This window comes from Methylosinus sp. H3A, from assembly GCF_015709455.1.
Taxonomy (GTDB): domain Bacteria; phylum Pseudomonadota; class Alphaproteobacteria; order Rhizobiales; family Beijerinckiaceae; genus Methylosinus.
This window is the reverse complement of record NZ_JADNQW010000007.1, coordinates 106,166-122,945: the sequence shown is the minus strand read 5'-3', so window position 1 is coordinate 122,945 and position 16,780 is coordinate 106,166. Positions and strand designations below refer to the sequence as shown.

11 protein-coding genes and 3 pseudogenes are annotated in these 16,780 nt (G+C 62.4%); 6 read left to right on the top strand and 8 right to left on the bottom strand.

Going from position 1 to position 16,780, the window contains the following annotated elements; genetic code table 11:
- Nucleotides 1-41 precede the first annotated feature (41 nt).
- The gene (locus IY145_RS24435) at nt 42-2,192 is read left to right on the top strand and encodes a DNA topoisomerase (RefSeq protein ID WP_196410864.1); all 2,151 of its coding nucleotides are present in this window, start codon (nt 42-44) and stop codon (nt 2,190-2,192) included.
- 183 nt (nt 2,193-2,375) lie between these two features.
- Here the strand turns inward: IY145_RS24435 and IY145_RS24430 are convergent, their stop codons facing one another.
- Nucleotides 2,376-2,645, bottom strand: coding sequence for a hypothetical protein (locus tag IY145_RS24430; RefSeq protein WP_196410863.1), 270 nt, complete (start codon nt 2,643-2,645; stop codon nt 2,376-2,378).
- A 237-nt stretch (nt 2,646-2,882) separates the two neighbouring features.
- Complete coding sequence (locus IY145_RS24425) at nt 2,883-3,398, bottom strand: YchJ family protein (RefSeq protein ID WP_196410862.1); 516 nt, start codon at nt 3,396-3,398, stop codon at nt 2,883-2,885.
- Between the two features lie 497 nt (nt 3,399-3,895).
- On the opposite strand from IY145_RS24425, the gene IY145_RS24420 reads away from it, so the two are divergent.
- The 4 genes from IY145_RS24420 to IY145_RS26390 all read left to right on the top strand — a co-directional run bounded on the left by IY145_RS24420 (nt 3,896) and on the right by IY145_RS26390 (nt 11,402).
- Nucleotides 3,896-7,165 carry a glycosyltransferase gene (locus IY145_RS24420; RefSeq protein WP_196410861.1) on the top strand — a complete coding sequence of 1,090 codons (3,270 nt, stop codon included), beginning with the start codon at nt 3,896-3,898 and terminating at the stop codon, nt 7,163-7,165.
- A 360-nt stretch (nt 7,166-7,525) separates the two neighbouring features.
- Nucleotides 7,526-8,500, top strand: a complete 975-nt coding sequence (locus IY145_RS24415) for a right-handed parallel beta-helix repeat-containing protein (protein WP_196410860.1) — start codon at nt 7,526-7,528, stop codon at nt 8,498-8,500.
- Between the two features lie 128 nt (nt 8,501-8,628).
- Complete coding sequence (locus IY145_RS24410) at nt 8,629-9,849, top strand: methyltransferase domain-containing protein (RefSeq protein WP_196410859.1); 1,221 nt, start codon at nt 8,629-8,631, stop codon at nt 9,847-9,849.
- A complete protein-coding gene (locus IY145_RS26390) occupies nt 9,846-11,402 on the top strand; it encodes a CmcI family methyltransferase (RefSeq protein WP_196410858.1) in 1,557 nt (518 codons plus the stop codon). The genes IY145_RS24410 and IY145_RS26390 overlap by 4 nt, the downstream gene beginning before the upstream one ends.
- Nucleotides 11,403-11,659: 257 nt before the next feature.
- On the opposite strand, the pseudogene IY145_RS26005 reads toward IY145_RS26390, so the two are convergent.
- Nucleotides 11,660-11,971, bottom strand: a pseudogene (locus tag IY145_RS26005) (integrase core domain-containing protein); the annotation flags it as partial.
- A gap of 18 nt (nt 11,972-11,989) precedes the next feature.
- Nucleotides 11,990-12,484 carry an IS630 family transposase gene (locus IY145_RS26000; RefSeq protein WP_210332602.1) on the bottom strand — a complete coding sequence of 165 codons (495 nt, stop codon included), beginning with the start codon at nt 12,482-12,484 and terminating at the stop codon, nt 11,990-11,992.
- A 47-nt stretch (nt 12,485-12,531) separates the two neighbouring features.
- On the opposite strand from IY145_RS26000, the gene IY145_RS25995 reads away from it, so the two are divergent.
- A complete protein-coding gene (locus IY145_RS25995) occupies nt 12,532-12,675 on the top strand; it encodes a hypothetical protein (RefSeq protein WP_210332595.1) in 144 nt (47 codons plus the stop codon).
- Here the strand turns inward: IY145_RS25995 and IY145_RS26670 are convergent.
- The 4 genes and pseudogenes from IY145_RS26670 to IY145_RS24385 form a co-directional block, all read right to left on the bottom strand.
- Nucleotides 12,627-12,914: pseudogene (locus IY145_RS26670) on the bottom strand (hypothetical protein); the annotation flags it as partial. The gene IY145_RS25995 and the pseudogene IY145_RS26670 sit on opposite strands and share 49 nt — an antisense overlap.
- A 228-nt stretch (nt 12,915-13,142) precedes the next feature.
- A pseudogene (locus tag IY145_RS24395) lies at nt 13,143-14,035 on the bottom strand (IS3 family transposase); the annotation flags it as partial.
- A gap of 195 nt (nt 14,036-14,230) precedes the next feature.
- On the bottom strand, nt 14,231-16,138 hold the full coding sequence (locus tag IY145_RS24390) for a bifunctional 2',3'-cyclic-nucleotide 2'-phosphodiesterase/3'-nucleotidase (protein ID WP_196410856.1): 1,908 nt from the start codon (nt 16,136-16,138) through the stop codon (nt 14,231-14,233).
- A 28-nt stretch (nt 16,139-16,166) separates the two neighbouring features.
- Nucleotides 16,167-16,778 carry a MotA/TolQ/ExbB proton channel family protein gene (locus IY145_RS24385; protein ID WP_196410897.1) on the bottom strand — a complete coding sequence of 204 codons (612 nt, stop codon included), beginning with the start codon at nt 16,776-16,778 and terminating at the stop codon, nt 16,167-16,169.
- Nucleotides 16,779-16,780 lie beyond the last annotated feature (2 nt).

Sequence of the window (16,780 nt, the reverse complement as noted above, 5' to 3'; positions counted from 1 at the left end):
AATTGCGCTAGGCTGAAATCCCCTCCGATTCGGTAAGGCGCATGGCGACACTGATCATTACGGAAAAGGCCAGTCAGGCGAAGGATCTTCGTGCGGCCTTTGGCGCGCGCTTTGGACAAATTCTGCCTGCCGAGGGACATCTGCTTCGCTTGGCCGAGCCCGAGGAGATCAACGCCGCGTGGAAGCGCTGGTCCTGCGTCGTCCTCAAGCCGGACGGGCTCTATCCGACTCGCGCGGCCACGCAAGGCTCCAAGCCGGCGAAGCTCGGGGCTATAGCGACGGCGCTCGCTGCATGTGACGACGTCATACTCGCGACCGACTGTGATCGCGAGGGTCAGCTGATCGGCCAGGAAATCCTCGACCATCTCGGCTATCGGGGACGCGTGCGGCGGGCCTTGTTCACCGCGCAGGATCCGAAGACGCTGCAGCAGGCTTTCGCCCGGCTGAAGCCCAATGCCGAGATGCGGTCGCTCTATGAGGCGGCGGTGGCGCGCCAGCAGGCGGACCAGATCTTCAATCTGTCCCTGACCCGGACCGCGACGAAGACATTGCTCACGCCTGGGGTTCGAGGCGTGATCGGGATCGGTCGGGTCAAGACGCCGACTTTGGCGATCGTCTGCCTGCGCGAGCTGGAAATCCGCAATTTTCGGCCCGTGGACTATTTCGAGGTGGTCGCCACCGCGACCGTCGGTGGTGGTAGCTTTTTGATGCGTCACGCTCCGGCGGCCAAGATGCGGCTCGAGGAGCGCGCCCACGCGGAGGCGATCGCCAAAGCCGCGACGGGATATGAGGGCCCTCTCGGCGTCGCGATCGAGGAAAAGCGCCAGGCGCCGCCGCGTCTCTTCGATCTCCCATCCTTGCAGAAAACCTGCGGCCAGCGCTGGGGATGGACAGCCGACAAGACGTTGTCTGTGGCGCAGGAGCTTTACGACGGCGACGGCAAGAAGCTGATCACCTATCCGCGAGCGGAAGCGCGGTACCTCACAGAAAATCAGATCGGCGACGTCCCGGCGATCGTCGGCGCGCTGACGCGCTTGCGCGGCTTCGCCCATCTCGACATCGCCGCTCCGGTGATCCGGCGCGGCAAGTCCGGCCATTTCTGCGATAAAGCGCTCGAGGGCGTGTCGCATCATGCTGTCGTGCCCAACGTCAATGTTCTCGACAACCTCGAAACCCGCTTAGCGCGTCTGAGCGAGGACGAAAAGCGGCTGTTCGCGCTCATCTGCCGTTCATATCTGGCTGCGGTGGCGCCCGACTACGAATATCGGCAGACCGTCGTCACAATGGCGGCGCCGATTTCCGGCCGAGCGGCGGTGGAGTTCCGCGCCGTCGGGCGCATTCCCTTGCGGCTCGGATGGAAGGCCGTCTATCAGGCGATCGATTCGAACGCCGAGACGGAGGCCGAGCAAACGCTGCCCTCCCTGCGCGATGGCGAAAGCGCGAGCCTGTCCGACGCGCGGGTCGAAGCGAAGAGAACGCAGCCGCCGCCACGCTACAACGAAGGCACGCTGGTGGACGCGATGCAGAATGCGTGGCGCTTCGTCGAAGACGTCGCCCTCCGCGACCGGCTGAAGGAAGCCAAGGGAATTGGCACGCCCGCGACTCGAGCGGAAGTCATCAAAGGACTGAAGCGGCAGAATTTGTTGACTGCGGATGGCAAGCTCGTGCTGCCGACCTCGGCGGGATTGCAATTGTTCGAGCTCTTACGTGGCGCGGCGCCCGCGCTCGTCGATCCTGGCACGACCGCCTTATGGGAGATGCGCCTCGACGAGATCCTTGTCGGAAAGGCGGACTATCGTGCGGTGATCGACGGCGTCGCCGCCGCGGCTCAGCAGTTGATCGACGCATTGCTCGAGCGGTCGAGCGGATCAGTGGATCTGCCGGCGTCGACGCCGGTGCGTCGACCGGGGCGCCGACGTCAGAGCGGACTGGCCGGCGGCGGGGCCGACGTGACGAACACGAGTCCCAGTCGCGCTCGTCGTGGATCGAAGGCGAGTCAGTCGTCGAAAGCAAAAGCGGTCGCGTCGGCGGCGCGTGTGCGTAATGATGGGGCCGTGCGCTCGAAAGCGCCGACCGACAAAATGGTCGCCTATGCGCAGAACCTCTCACGCTCCAAGAAGGCGGCGCTGCCCGAAAATTATCAGCGGGACTTCGATATATGCCGCAAATTTCTCGATGAGCATGCGAAATAGGGCGCATCCGGCCCGATGGCGAATCGAAGCGTCTCTCGCGCTTTCATCGGCCGCCGTTCGTATCCAAAGATGTCGCCTTCGTTGGAAGGTCATGACAGACCACGACGATATCTCTATGCGCAGAAAAAAGAAGTGGCCCGGCGTAATTGACCGGGCCCTTATGGTGAAGCAAGAGCGGACGCGCTAGGGAAACCCATGGCGTCCATAGTCGGAAAGGCTCGGCGAGCCCGCGGGCGCGAGACAACCGCGCGCGTCATAGACGGATTTCGATCCATCGGAGAATGTGACGGTGAAGAAGGAAGCGCCTTTGCCGTTCCTCCAAAATCTGACTTGCGCGTCGGGATCGATGCGCAAGCCCATGGCGATGACGCCATAGTCGTCGAGTGACGGCGCCGACGTTCCGCAATCCGCCACTTTGTCGATTTCGCGTTGGAGCTCGAATGCCTTTGTCATGATTCGGGCTTCTCGCATCTTTTTGTGACCATTCCGCGGTGACGCCGAATCTCGATCGCCGACTCGTGGAATGCGGACCAAAAAAGTCCTTCGATGAGATGTTTCGCGCCAATCACGCCGAGGGCTATTACGTAATTCAGTGAAAGACTGACGAGAAGAAAGCGGGTAAAGCGCTGTTTCGATACGACGACGATTTGGCGAGCTCGCGTCGAGAGCCTGCGGGCTCGCTCTCGCCGATCACGCTGCCGCGCCGCAGCATTTCTTGTATTTCTTCCCAGAGCCGCATGAACAAGGATCATTGCGGCCGGGGCGCACTTCCCGGACGACAGGCGCGCTCTTGCGGGCCTCGCCTTCGACAAAATACCAGCGCTGATCGGCCTCGTCGAAGCGAAACAACGATCGCTCCCTGTGCGCTTGACGCAGTCCGTCACCGATATAATGCGCGGTGAATTGGACATAGCCTTTCGCATCGCCGGGCTGGCCGTCCTCCGTCGCTTCGATATCCAGGCCGAGCCATTGCGACTTTTCGGACCAGTCGGCGGCCGCCTTGCGGTTGAAGCCGGCGCGGTGCTCGGGCGCGAGCGTGTCCTGTAGATAGTCTATGCGGCCGAGCGCATAGGCCGTATAGCGCGAGCGCATCAAAGCCTCCGCGCTCGGCGCGGGCCTCGACCCATCGACGTAAGGCCCGCAGCAGGTCGAGAGGGGCGCTGGCTCGGCGTTTTGGGCGCGGCAGGGGCAAGGTTGATCGGTCATTTGGGGACGCGGCTCATTTTGGGGATCGATATGTCCGCCGAGCACTAAACAGCACGCGCCGCGGCGTCCAACGAATTTTTTCCGCCCGCGACATACCGTCGACGAGAGTGGCCACTCGCTCGATGGCGCTGCTATTCGATTGGCGACCCGGCATTCCACAGATGGCTCGCCGGGGCTTTGTTGCGGCGAGCGTCCCTGGCTCGCGAACACATGAAGGAATAGCGCTTTGGCGGCGACGAGATTTCGTAAGTTGAGCTTGTATCGCAAATTCCGCCGCACGTAGAGAGCGCGCTGATCGCCCAGCCGCGGCGTCGCCGTCACCACAGCGCGTTGTTGCGCCGCACCCGGGCAAATTGTGCGCCGCCACCGTCAAAGAGCAACGCAGGACGAGAGCGATCACTAGATTGACAATTTTCGGATATGGACCCTAATGGCGCAAGTCCCGCTCAGAAGGTGCGGGCTGGCGAGCGGGTTCCACAGACGACAGAGGCATCTAATTGAGTGCGACAAGGAACTATCTACTCGTCGAGATCGAATTCAAAAAAACAGTTCAATTAAGCGCATATCGACATGATGACGATTCTCGCGTGCTCGCAGTTTGTTTTGAGAAAATCAATATCTACTGCGCCTCGTCTCGAGAGTGCTTGGGGCGATTTAATTTGTGTGAAACCGCTTCGAGCGGCTGGGAACCGATCTATGGTTTCAGCGGCGTCGAGTCCTGGGGGGTTTGGAGCATCGGGCCGAGAGCCGCATTTTGCCTCTCTCTGAACGCGCCGCCGAGCGGACGCATAAAAGTCGAAATCCCACACCACCTCACAGACCAGCTGCCGATCGTTCCGGCCGAGGTCAGAGTAAACAAAGGAATGCCTCGCTCTATCGATTTCGAGGGAGGAGCTCTCACTTTCGACGTCGAGCCATGGGAAATCCCGATCGAGCAGTCGGCTGGCCGTAATTCATCCCTCGCCGGGGAAAACAACCCGATCTTGTCCGTCCTCATAATGAATTACAATCGGCCGCGGCTGACATTCGCGTCTGTAATGTCCGTTTTGTCCGCCGATATCGGAATTGCATACGAGATCATCGTGGTCGACAACGGCAGCGAGGCCTCTTTGGCGAGGGCGCTTGCCGACATGCGCCTCCCGGTTCGGTTGATTATGCTTTCCGAGCGACGTTCATTCGGCTCCGCGAACAATATAGCTATCGAAAGCGCGCGCGGCGAATTCGTTCTCTTTCTCAACAATGACGCTTTTGTCGAAAAGGGCGTCGTAGAAAGTCTGCTGAGCGAATTGTCGGACGAAAATGTCGGCCTGGTTGGTCCGGTGTATCGGTTTCCGGACGATTCATGCCAGGAAATAGGTAGATTTGTATGTTTGGATGGGCACACATATGCTCCACTTTCAACTGGTTTCATGTGGGATATTTTAGATAATATCGACGTGGATCATATATCCGCGGCATGTGTGGTCGTTCGCCGCTGGGACATGCTGAATATCGGGGGATTCGATCCGGAGTTCGAGGTAGCCTACTACGAAGATGTGGACCTGTGCCTGCGTCTCAAAGCGCTCGGCAAGTCAACGCGTCTCGTAACGTCGGCAGTCGTGCGGCACATCTGCGGCGCGACCACCAATTCCCCTGAAGGCGTCGTAGAGCGGTACAGGGCGGCCCAGAGGAATCTGCATGTCTTCCGTTCCCGCTGGGGACGTTGGCTGCTCACGCGGGACAAGCTCGATTCGCCTTCGTGCGAATTTTTCGATTTGAAGCAATTTGGACAACAGATCGAGAAATTCGCCGATGAGCGATTGCATTGCGTCGTGCTGGATGATCCGCTCGTGAGCGGTGCGAATGCCGGGGCGGCGTTCGCCCATGCATCGGCGTTGAGCGCGCTGCGGCCGACGATGGTCGCATCGGCCGCTCCTCACTCCGTAATGGATGTGGCTAAAAAGGTTTGCGCATTGGGGTTGCCGCATGACCGATTGACGGGCGGAGGCGTCGCGGACGCGGGGACGCGCGATATAGACGTCGTCGTTCTGAGCAGTGCTGCGTTGCCGTCGGCGCCGCCGAGCTTCGGGCTCCGCAGAGTGCTCCATTGCCCTTTCCCGAGCGTCTCACAAAGCACGAACATCGAAGCCTCCAAACGGCGGATCGGTGCTTTGCTGAATTTCGACGCGGTCGTAACCGACTCCGAGTTCAGTCGTCGAGCGTTGTCGTCCATGTTGGAAGCTTTGGGCGCGCCGCCGATCGACATCGAAGTCATCGCGCCGCCGGTCGATGTTTTTTCCGCCGGGGAGTTGACGAATGAGCGGAGCAACTTGATCGTCTGCTCAGGCGCGTTGCGGACGGGGCCGTCGGGGGGGCGCCATCGATCCGTGGCGAATGCGCTTCGCCGCCTCGGCGGCGCGGCGCTGACGCGGCGCTGGCGGCTCGTGATCGTTGGCGATCTCGCACCCGATGACGATCCTGGTTATGTGGACGAAATCCGCAGTTGGTCATGGCCGCTGGACGTCGACATATTGGTCAGCCCGTCTCGCGCCGTGTTGCGCAGGCTCCTCTCAAAAGCCAAGATCTGTGTGTCTGCGCGAGGGCTTGGCGTGGAATTGCCGAAAGACGCCTGGATGTGTTCGTCTTCGAGCGCGATGATCGGGACGACGATATCCGCGGGCTGCGCGCCCGTGGTTTTCGATGTCGGCGCCGAAGCCGAGCTTTGCGAGGCGGAAGGCGTCGGCTTTCGCTTCCATGATGAAAACCAGTTGGTCTCGGCTCTCGAGCAGGCGATCGATCTTTCGGGCTCGAATGGCCTGCCATTGGCGTCGCGTCAGCGTATGGACGCATATAGCGCAGAATCGCATCGCTCTGCGTGGTCGAAACTGATCTCGCGTTTGAGCAGCGCGAATGAAGAGCTGCGTGGCGTGCGGAAAATGGGCCTCCCCACAGCTATCGTTGTCGCGGGTTGCCATCGCTCGGGCACGTCGGCCATGGCGCGCGTGCTCTCATTGGCCGGCGCAGACTTGCCGAGCGATCTGATGCCTAGCCAAGCCGACAACCCCACCGGATTTTGGGAGCCGACCGCGATTGCCGATTGGAATGAGGAACTGCTCCGGTCCCGCAATTCCGGCTGGGACGATCCGAGGGCGTTCTTTTCACGAAAGCGACTCGAGCAATTGACGGAGGGCGAGAAGCGAGAAGCCGTCGACCGGATCAAATCATGTTACCGAGGCAATCGCCCGATCATTGTGAAAGATCCTCGCATCTCGATCATGGCACCTCTTTGGGAGTCCGCGCTTCGGGCGACGGGCTATGAGCCGCGCTATGTCGTCATGGTTCGCAATCCTTTGGAGGTCTCGGCCTCGCTATCGAAACGAAATGGCTTCTCCAAGGAAAAAGGGCTTCTGATCTGGGCCAATTACATGCTGGCGGTCGAGAGAGATACACGGGATTCGTCGCGAATATTCGTCTCTTATAGCGATCTGATCGCCGACCCCGAGGCGGTGATCGATCGAATTCAAACACAACTCGCGATCGATTTCGTCAGAGGCCCGTCGGCGAAGCGGTCGATGTCGGCGTTCGTCGATCCCGGCTTGCGGCATCAGAAATTCGAAGATGCGTGGCGCGGGAAGTTGACTGAAATCATATACGAATATTTTCTCCAGCTCGAAGCGGCGAGCCAAGATCGACCCCTTTCCCCGACCGTGTGTCGAGACTTGGAAGTTTGGCTTGAGGAGGTTCGAGAACTTCTCGACGGCTTCGGCACGGGCTCCGCGCCGAGGTAGCGCCCAATCCGAATTCTGTCGCGAGTTTGGCGCGAAGCGAAGCCGCGAACGACGCCGACATTGCGGGGTCGGGGCGCGAACGAGAGAAACGGATCTGTCGCGCATTGGATCGGTGGCGTATCACTCGGCTACGCGCCCGAGCCGATCGTCATGGGCGGATCGGTCTTGTCAAAAAAATTGAATGGAGTCATTTTCTAAAAAGAAACTATACATGTCGGGCTACGAGGCGACACGAGGAAACAAAGAGAAAACGAAGTTTTCGACTACGGTTAAATTGATCCAGGCAACGATCGACCGGGTCGCTCCTGTGCCCGCGCATGGCCAAATTTTGCAGAGAGATACAAAGTAGGGAGAAGTGGTATGAGGGCTTATCGTTTGATCGTGTTTCTCGCCGCCCTGGCGCTCACCGGGCTAGGATTGACCGGCGCGGCGTCTGCTCAGGCGACGCGCACATGGGTTTCAGGCGTCGGCGACGACGTCAATCCCTGCAGCCGCACCGCCCCGTGCAAGACCTTCGCCGGCGCCATCTCGAAGACCGCGGCCGGCGGCGAGATCGATTGTCTCGATCCGGGCGGATTCGGCGGCGTCACGATCACCAAGGCCATCACTTTGCAGTGCGATATCGCCGCCAATGGAGGGGTTCTCGTTGCCGCCACGAACGCGATCACCGTCAACGCCGGACCCAATGACCAAATCGTCCTACGCGGCCTCGATATCGAGGGAGTCTCGGGCAACTCTGTTGCGATCGGTGGACTCAATGCGATCAATTTCTTGGCAGGCAAGTCGCTGACCGTGCAAAAAACCAACATTCGCAATTTCGTGCAGAACGGAATCAATTTCGCGCCGAGCGGGGCGTCGCAGCTCAACGTTGTGGATACTATGATCAACAATGCGGGCGCATCCGCCACATTCGCCGGAATCCAGATCAGGCCGACGGGAACCGGCGCCGCCAAGGTCGACATCGAGAAGACGCAGGTGTTCGGGGGCCTCTTCGGAATCGTCGCCGACGGATCCGCCACCACCGGCAAGATCAGCGGCGGAGTGCGCGACAGCATTGTCAGCAACAACGGGCAAAACGGCATCACCGTGAGCAATGGCACCGCGGCCAATATAACCTTGCTCATCGATAATGTGCTCGTTTCCGGAAATGGCAATAATGGCTTGGTGGCCAATGGCGCCAACGCTGGCATGCTGGTGGGACGCACGTCGGTCATCGGCAATGGAGGCGGTCTCTTCACCTCGAATGGGGGCGCGCTCGTCTCCTATGGCACCAACCAAGTCAACGGGAACAACGGCAATGACGGCGCATTCTCGAGCACGACATCGATGAAATAGCGAACCGTCCACCCGGCGCCGGCGACAATCCTTGCGGCTTTTCGCCGGCCGCCTGAGTGACCACGCAGACGGATCGAGGCCAAGAATGCAGGTAATGGGACACGATGCACGCCTCCTCGATTGAAAACATGCGTCGGTGCGTCCAGTGGTATCTGCCGACTGGAAAGGCCCGGGTCGTCGACCTGGGGGCGATGAATGTCAACGGCTCGTATCGCGAGCTGCTGCCGTCGACGATGGACTATGTCGGCGTCGACCTCGAGCCGGGACCAGGCGTCGATGTCGTGCTCACCGATGTTTATCGGCTTCCTTTCGAGGACGGCTCGGTCGATGTCGTCCTGTCCGGTCAGATGCTCGAGCATTGCGGCCAGTTCTGGCGGATATTCAGCGAAATACATAGGGTTCTCAAGCCCGACGGCTTGGCCTTCTTGATTGCGCCGTCCTCTGGACCGGTCCACCGCTACCCAGTCGACTGCTATCGCTTTTTCGTCGATTCCTTCGCGGCTCTCGCTGATTGGTCGGGACTTCGCCTCGTCCACGCGTGGACAGACGAGCGCGGGCCTTGGCGTGATGTCGTTGGCGTTTTCCAAAAAGGCGCGGGCCTGCAGCCGGTCACGGCGCCGTTTCCGATGGAAGTGGCCGCAAACGCCCGACAGGAAGCGCATTCAGACCCGGCCGTGGAAGTCCAGGCCGGCGCGCGTCCTTATCTCGACGTGTTGCGTGATCTGCATGCGCTGGTCGATCCGGGCCTATATCTGGAGATCGGCGTGCGCAGGGGCGCGAGTCTCGCCCTCGCCGCTTGCCCGGCGATCGCTGTCGATCCCGACCCGCATCCCGATTTCGGGATAGCGAATGAGGCAGTGAAGTTCTATCGCTGCACGAGCGATGACTTCTTCTTCTTCTTTGGCGGACAAGCCGTCTGCGCCCCGGTCGATTTGGCCTTCATCGATGGAATGCACTTGGCCGAATATGTCTATCGCGACTTCATGAACATAGAGCGGGTGATGAGTCCTGGCGGGGTCGTGGTCATCGACGACATAATGCCCAATCATCCCATTCAGGCGAGCCGCGAGCGGCTCTCGCAAGTCTGGACCGGCGATGTCTGGCGCTTTGCCGACCGCCTCGCTATCGAGCGTCCCGATCTTCGGCTGACCCGGCTCGACACTGCGCCGACCGGGCTGCTCATAATCTCGGGCCTCGATCCGAAGAACAGAGTTTTGTGGAACGACTACAACCCCAAAATGCGGCGGCTCTCCGATGAAGCGGGAACGCCGGCGCCGGATCATGTGATCGCCCGTAGGGACGCGCTTCCTCCGACGCTTGAGACTCTGCGCATGGCGATCGGTCGGTGAAGAGCGTTCCCGACCTCAGCATCCTCGTCTGCGTCTATAATATGGCGCGTGAATTGCCGCGCACGCTTCACACGCTGTCGGCCGCCTACCAGCGCGGCGCCGCGGCGATCGAGTGGGAAGTCGTCGTCCTGGACAATGGATCCGAACCGCCCATCGACGAAGATGCGCTGCAATCGATCTTGCCTGGCGTAAAAGTGGTGCTGCCCGATGTGGTCAAGCGTTCTCCGGCCGCTGCGATAAACCAGGCGATGGGCCGCCTGACTGGGCGTGTCCTGGGGTTGTGGGTCGACGGTGCGCGCATGGCCTCACCCGGCGTCGTTTGCCGAGCGCTGGAGGCGTGGCGCGCCGACCCCACACGCGCGATCGGCACGCTCGCCTTTCATCTGGGGCCCGACGTGCAGATGCGGACGATGGCTCAGGGCTACGACGCGGCCGCCGAGGACGCCCTGCTCGCCTCGGTTCCATGGCGGGACGATGGCTACGCCCTGTTCGACATTTCGGTGCTCGCAGGATCGTCCGAGGCCGGATGGTTCGGCTGCATCAACGAGACCAACGGCTTGTTCGTGGACCGTGAGCGGTGGGACGCGCTCGGGGGGCTAGACGAAAGATTCGAGGCGCCGGGAGGAGGTTTCGTCAACCTCGACCTTTGGGAGCGGGTGATCGCACAATCCGGCGGCCATCCCTGGATGATTCTCGGCGAAGGCACCTTCCATCAAGCGCATGGCGGCGCGGCCACCAATGGTTCGGCCGAGGATCGCGGGGCGATGCACGCCGAATATATCTCCGTCCGCGGGCGGCCGTTTTCCCCGCCGAGCTATCACCCGCATTTCGTCGGGACACTCGACGCGGCGCGCCATCACAGGGGTTTCGCGCGCCCGCTCGATTCTCTGCGCCACGTCCATTCGGTTCGCGGCCGCCATTTCCGAGTCGATCTGCCGACAGAAGCGCTCGGCGCGATCCAGAAGGGCGTCTTGCGCACGCGCTATAGGGGGTTGCTGCTCACGAAGACTCCGTTCGACCTCGCGCTCTACATGCAGGCGATCGAGCAATTACGCCCCGCGACGATCATCGAAATTGGGACTTGCGAGGGTGGAAGCGCCGCATGGCTGATCGACCAATGCCGAAACCACGGTCTGGCGGAAACGAGGCTGATCACGATCGACAGCGCTCCACCATCACTCGAACTGGCGGGGGTCGGCTTCCACCGGGGCGATAGCCTCTCTCCCGACGCGACCTTTCCGACCGATGCGATCGCTGCAGCGCCGCACCCCTGGATCGTTATCGAAGACGGCGCCCATGCTTTCGAAAGCACGATTGCCGTGCTCGATTACTTCGACCGCTATCTTCGGGCAGGCGACTTGCTCGTTGTCGCGGATGGATCGGTCGCCGATCTCGAGGGCGAAATCTACCGCAAGCTCGACGACGGCCCCAACCGGGCGGTTGCCGAGTTTCTCGGCCGGACAGGCGGCCGCTATACGATCGATGCGGCGTTTTGCGATTTCTACGGCCGCAATCTCACCCATGCGCCCAATGCATGGCTCCGGCGCAAATAGGGCGCGCCCGCGAATAACCGAATCGCAGAGGATGGCTGGCTGCCACTGGGGGAGTTGACCTCGAACAGGATCCACGCCGGCCGCGGCGCTTTGAGATGCCGCCGCCAGATCGAGTTCGAGACGATCGGCGTCGCAGCGACATGTTCGCGGCGACGCCCAGGCGATCGCTTCGGTGATCTCACCCGCCGTCTCGTCGACGTGGCGCAGGATTCGATCATCACCACGGTCGATTGCGGCACTGACCTGCCCCCGAAGTTTCATCCAGCGGCGAGTTGAGTCCCGGCGGTTGATACGCCCGCGGGCGTGGGGTGAGCAACAGGCGATCGGCGGAGCTGGTCCGGGTTGCGCAGCCGATCGCCTGTTGCGGTGAGCGCGGCTGCGTAGTCCGCCGGCGTCGCATAGCCGAGGGAAGAGTGTGGGCGCTGGTGGTTATAATCGTGAACCCAAGAGCGAACTTTCTCTCTCGCATGGTCGAGGCCGAAGAACAGCGTCTCGTTGAGCAGCTCGTCCCGCATGCGGCCGTTGAAGCTCTCGCAGAAGCCGTTCTGCATCGGCTTGCCCGGCATGATGATACGGTTTCCGGCTGATTACTTCGGCTTGGCGATTTTTGGCCACCAATGGAAGCCGGCGCGGCTTTTGATGATGTCGCGCTCGCTCGCGAGCGCGGCGCATCTTTCGCCGATGATCGCGTCGAGTTCCTCTATCGTTCCGATGTGCTTGTTGACGATCGGCTCGTCGACGAGAGCCCATAAGGTCTCGGCGGGTTGCAGCTCCGGCGTATAGGGCGGCAGAAAAACCAGTCGCACGCCATCCGGCACGCTCAGACCAGCCTCGCCGTGCCAGCCGGCGTTGTCGATGACGAGCACGATCGTGCGATCGACGCCGGCCTTGGCTTCGCGCGCGAAGGTCTCGAGCAGCGCCGCGAAAAACGGCTTCGAGACGCCGTCGTGCACGTACCAGAAGGTCTCGCCGCTCGCCGGCGAGACGAAGGCGGTCACATAGAGCCAGTCGAAGCGATGATGGCCATGCGCGATCGGCCGCTCGCCGACGGGCGCCCAGACGCGCCGCGTGACCGGTTTCAGGCCGGCCTGTGCTCGTCGCTGGCGAAGACCTCGACCGATCGCTCTGGATGCTTCGCGGCTTCCTCCGCGACGGCGTCTTCGAGGTTTTTTTGAACGCCGCCGCCTCCTCGGGCGAAGCCACCTTCGGATTTTTGGGGCGTGGAGCCTGGATCGACATGCCGCAGGCTTTCAGCGCTTCCCAGCCGCGCTGAACCGCAACTTTCTCCAGCCCCAATTCGCGCGCGAGAAAAGCCGCGACTTTCGCGCTCGTCCACAAGCCTCCGTCGTCGGGGGGCTCGTTCAGCCGAACGCGCAGCTCGGCGAGCAGATCGGGCTTCAACACCGTCGCCGTCGAGCCGTTGCGCCGGCGCAAGTCGCCGAGAGACTCCGGTCCTTCTGCGTTGTAGCGCGCCGCGAGTTGCTCGATCCAGCGCTGGGCAAAGGACGTCATCTCGGCGACTTCGCCGAGCGTGTGGCCCTTGGCGAGCAGCCAGATCGCATGGAAATGCCGCGCCTCGCGCGCGTTCGAACTCGAAACATACCGTTCACGCAACGCATCGACGCTCAAATGCGCAGCTATCGTCGCCATGACCCGCCTCCAGCGATTCATGGCGATACAGCTTAGCTACTTCGATTCGCCCCGGGAATCCCCGTCGCCGAGTCAATCAGCCGGAACCCGTATGAAATGCCATTCGACCTTGTTCGCCTCCGACCAGGACAGGACGGCGTTCGAGGTGAACTCCGTCCCATTGTCGGAAACGATTATGCCGGGCTTGCCGCGCCTTTCGATCAGCGCCGACAGCTCGCGCGCCACCCGCTTGCCGGAGATCGACGTGTCCGGGATCGCCGCCAGGCATTCACGCGTTACGTCGTCGACGATGTTGAGGATGCGGAATCGTCGTCCGCTGGCGAGCTGGTCGTGCATGAAGTCGAGAGACCATCGGGCATTCGGCTTCGCCTCGACGACAATCGGCGCCCTTGTTCCCACGGCGCGGCGGCGCGCGTGGCGCTTCCTCACCGTCAGCCCTTCCTCGCGGTAGAGCCGATAGATGCGGTTCTTGCCCGAGCGCTCGCCCCGATGCCGAAGCAAGACGAACAGCCGCCGGTAGCCGAAGCGCCGACGCGCATTGGCGAGATCGCGCAGCTCGGCGCGAAGCTCGGCGTCGGCCGGACGCTTCGACGTGTAGCGCGCCGTCTTGCGATCGATGGCGACGATCCGGCAGGCCCGACGTTCCGACAGGCCCGACGTTCCGACAGGCCCATGACGGCCCGAAGGTGCGCGACGGCTTCGCGCTCGAGGCGGGCCCTACCATTTTTTCCCAGGAGCTCGCGAAGCGCCGCCGCATCGAGCATCTGATCGGCCAAGAGCTTCTTCAGACGCGCGTTTTCCTCCTCCAGCGCCTTCAGCCGCTTGGCCTCGGAAACGTCCATGCCGCCGAATTTGGCCTTCCAATTGTAGAGCGTCGTCTCCGAAACCGCGTATTTGCGCGCGAGGTCCGCCGCCTTCGCGCCGGCTTCCTGCTCCCGCAAAATCCCGATGATCTGCTCTTCCGTGAACCGTTTCTTCTTCATCGTGTCCGTCCTGCAATCGGCCGGACTCTAATCGATACTGGTGGGATTTTTCAGGGGCACGTCAGCACCGAGAAGGGCATTCGCATGCGGGCGATCATCGACGCCGGCCAGGTCGTCGCCTCGCTCACCGTCGGCAATTCGATCGACAGAGCGCGTATGCCGGATGCCGGGTCGCCTCGGCGCTCGACATGGGGGTCACGCGAGATCGTATTCGTAGCGCAAATAGCCCGCATCCTCTCGCGTCGTGGCGCGCAGGCCGGGCGTTTCGGCGAGGCGACGGACGGCCGCTGGCGCGGAGTCGAAGGCGATGGTGACGCGCCGACCGAGCGGCGCGAAGGACCAGGGTCTCGCGTCCGGAATGGCGCCGCCCCTGCGCAGGAAGCGCTCGACGGCGTCGCGATTGGAATCCGGGGCGCGCAGCACGACGCTTCTTCCGTCGAGACCAGGAAACTTGCCTCCGCCGTCAGCGCGGTAATTATTCGTCACGACGATGAATTCTTGCGCGGGGTCGACTGCGCTGCCACCGTAGCGCAGATCGACGATGCGCGCGGCGTCCGGGCGGAGATTGCCGCTCGCGTCGTAGCGCGCCGGCGCCGAGAGGTCGATGCGATATTGGAGGCCGGCTATGACATCGAAATGATAGGAAGGTGTGCGGCGATCGATCAGGAGTTGCGGCCCCGTTGCATCGCGATCGACGCGGCGGAAGACGCGCGCCGCGCATTCCAGCCACTCGCGCAGCGCGGCGCCGGTAACGCGCACGGCGACCAGCGCATTGGGATAGGGGTAGATATCGGCGACATCGCGCAGCGCCACGGGCCCGGGGCCGAGATCTATATAGGAGTCGGGTGTGTAGCCCGCCCGAAACGGCGCGATCGCGGAGAGCAATGGAAGCCCCGCATGAGGCGTTCCCTCGAGCAGCGGGCGCACATAGGCGAGCTGCGCGGCATTGACGAGCGCGCCGACGGGATCGATCCCGATCCAGACGAAATAAGAGAAAAGCGGAGTCGCGATCTCGCCGATCGGCTCGTCGACCCAACGTCGCGTCGCGTCATGCTCGGCCGCGACGATCGTCGCGATCGTGGGATCGGCGTCAGCGAGCGCGATGACTTTGCCCGTCTCCCGCTGATAGATCGGCCGTGCCTCTGTCCGAAATCGGTCGACGGTCCAACGGTCGCCGTCGCGCGCGAGCGTCAGATCGATGACGCCGAGATGGCTGCCCCAGAAGCCCGGCATCACCGCCGGGACTCCGGCGAGCGTCCCGCGCTCGGCGTCGACGCCCTCGACGCCGGTGTAATCTGGTCCAGGAAAAACGCGGTGGGCGTGTCCCATCATGATCGCGTCGACGCCGGGAATAGCGGCAATCTGAAGACAGGCGTTCTCGGCGCCGGCCGCGGCGCGGGCGTCGATTCCGGAATGGCAGAGCGCGACCAGAATATCGCATTGCGCGCGCAAAATGGGCACATGCCGGCGCGCCGCAGCGACCATGTCGCCGCAGCGCAGGCGCCCTTCGAGGTGGGCCTTGTCCCAGATCATGATCTGCGGCGGCGCGAAGCCGATGACGCCGATCCGCAATTCGCGCGAGACGCCGCCGTCATCCATGAGCCGCCGCGTGAGAATGCGGAAGGGCGGCAGAAAGGCCGAGCCATCGGCGCGTTCGATATTGGCGCCGACATAGGGGAAGGCGGCTCCGGAGAGCGCGCGCTCGAGAAAGTCCAATCCGAAGTTGAATTCGTGATTGCCCGGCGTCGCCACGTCATAGCGCATGTGATTCATCGCGCGGAAGACGGGATGCGCGCCCGGGCCCAGTCCCCCCAGCCGCGCGACATAATCGCCGAGCGGGCTGCCCTGAAGAAGATCGCCATTGTCGAAAAGCAGCGCATCTTGCGTTTGCGCGCGCGCCTCGGCGACGAGGCTCGCGATCTTGTTCAGCCCGACGGTCGGGTCGGGCCGCGCGTGATAATAATCCCAGTCCAGCACGAACATATGCAGGTCGGAGGTCTCGAGCAGACGCAGCTGGACGCGCGTCGCCGCGCGCGCAATGGTGGGAAAATTCGCGGTGAGCGCCGCACCCCCTGCAAGAAGCTCGCGTCGCGTGATGGGCATGAGCGTTTCCCCACGGGCTTGCGCGTTCCTATTCCGCCGCTGCCGGCAATCTGTCGCGCGTCGCGGCGAGCAGCGCGCATTTGAAGCCGTCGATGATGACGTCGGCTTGGCGATGCAGCAGATTATGCGCGATCAGCCCGATGAGCGCCGTGCCGATGCCGACCGCCGTAGCGACGAGGGCGGCGGCGATGCCGCGGCTGACCGCCGCCGGATCGGAGACGCCGCCCGACGACAGCGCGTTGAACGTGTCCATGATGCCGAGGATCGTGCCGAGCAGACCGAGAAGCGGCGCCGCGGTGACGATGGTGTCGAGCATCCACAGACGCGCGCTGACTTTGGCGTCGACACGGATGAATAGCGCCGAGGACAGATCCTCGACGCGGGCGCGCGTGCAGCCGGGCTCGTTCTGCGCGGCGACATATTCGGCGAAGCTGCGGCTCAACTCGTCGGGGCCGAAGGGCTTCGGCGTCGTCGAGGTTCCGAGCGCATGGGCTTTTATCGCGGCGCTGATCCTGCGGGAGCGCAACGCCAGCAAAGCATAATAGACGAGCCGCTCGATGAGCACGAAGGCGAGCAGAGCCAGGCATCCGTAGAGAATGTCGATGCAGATTTCGTGAAAGAAGGCGTGATCGATCTGCATGG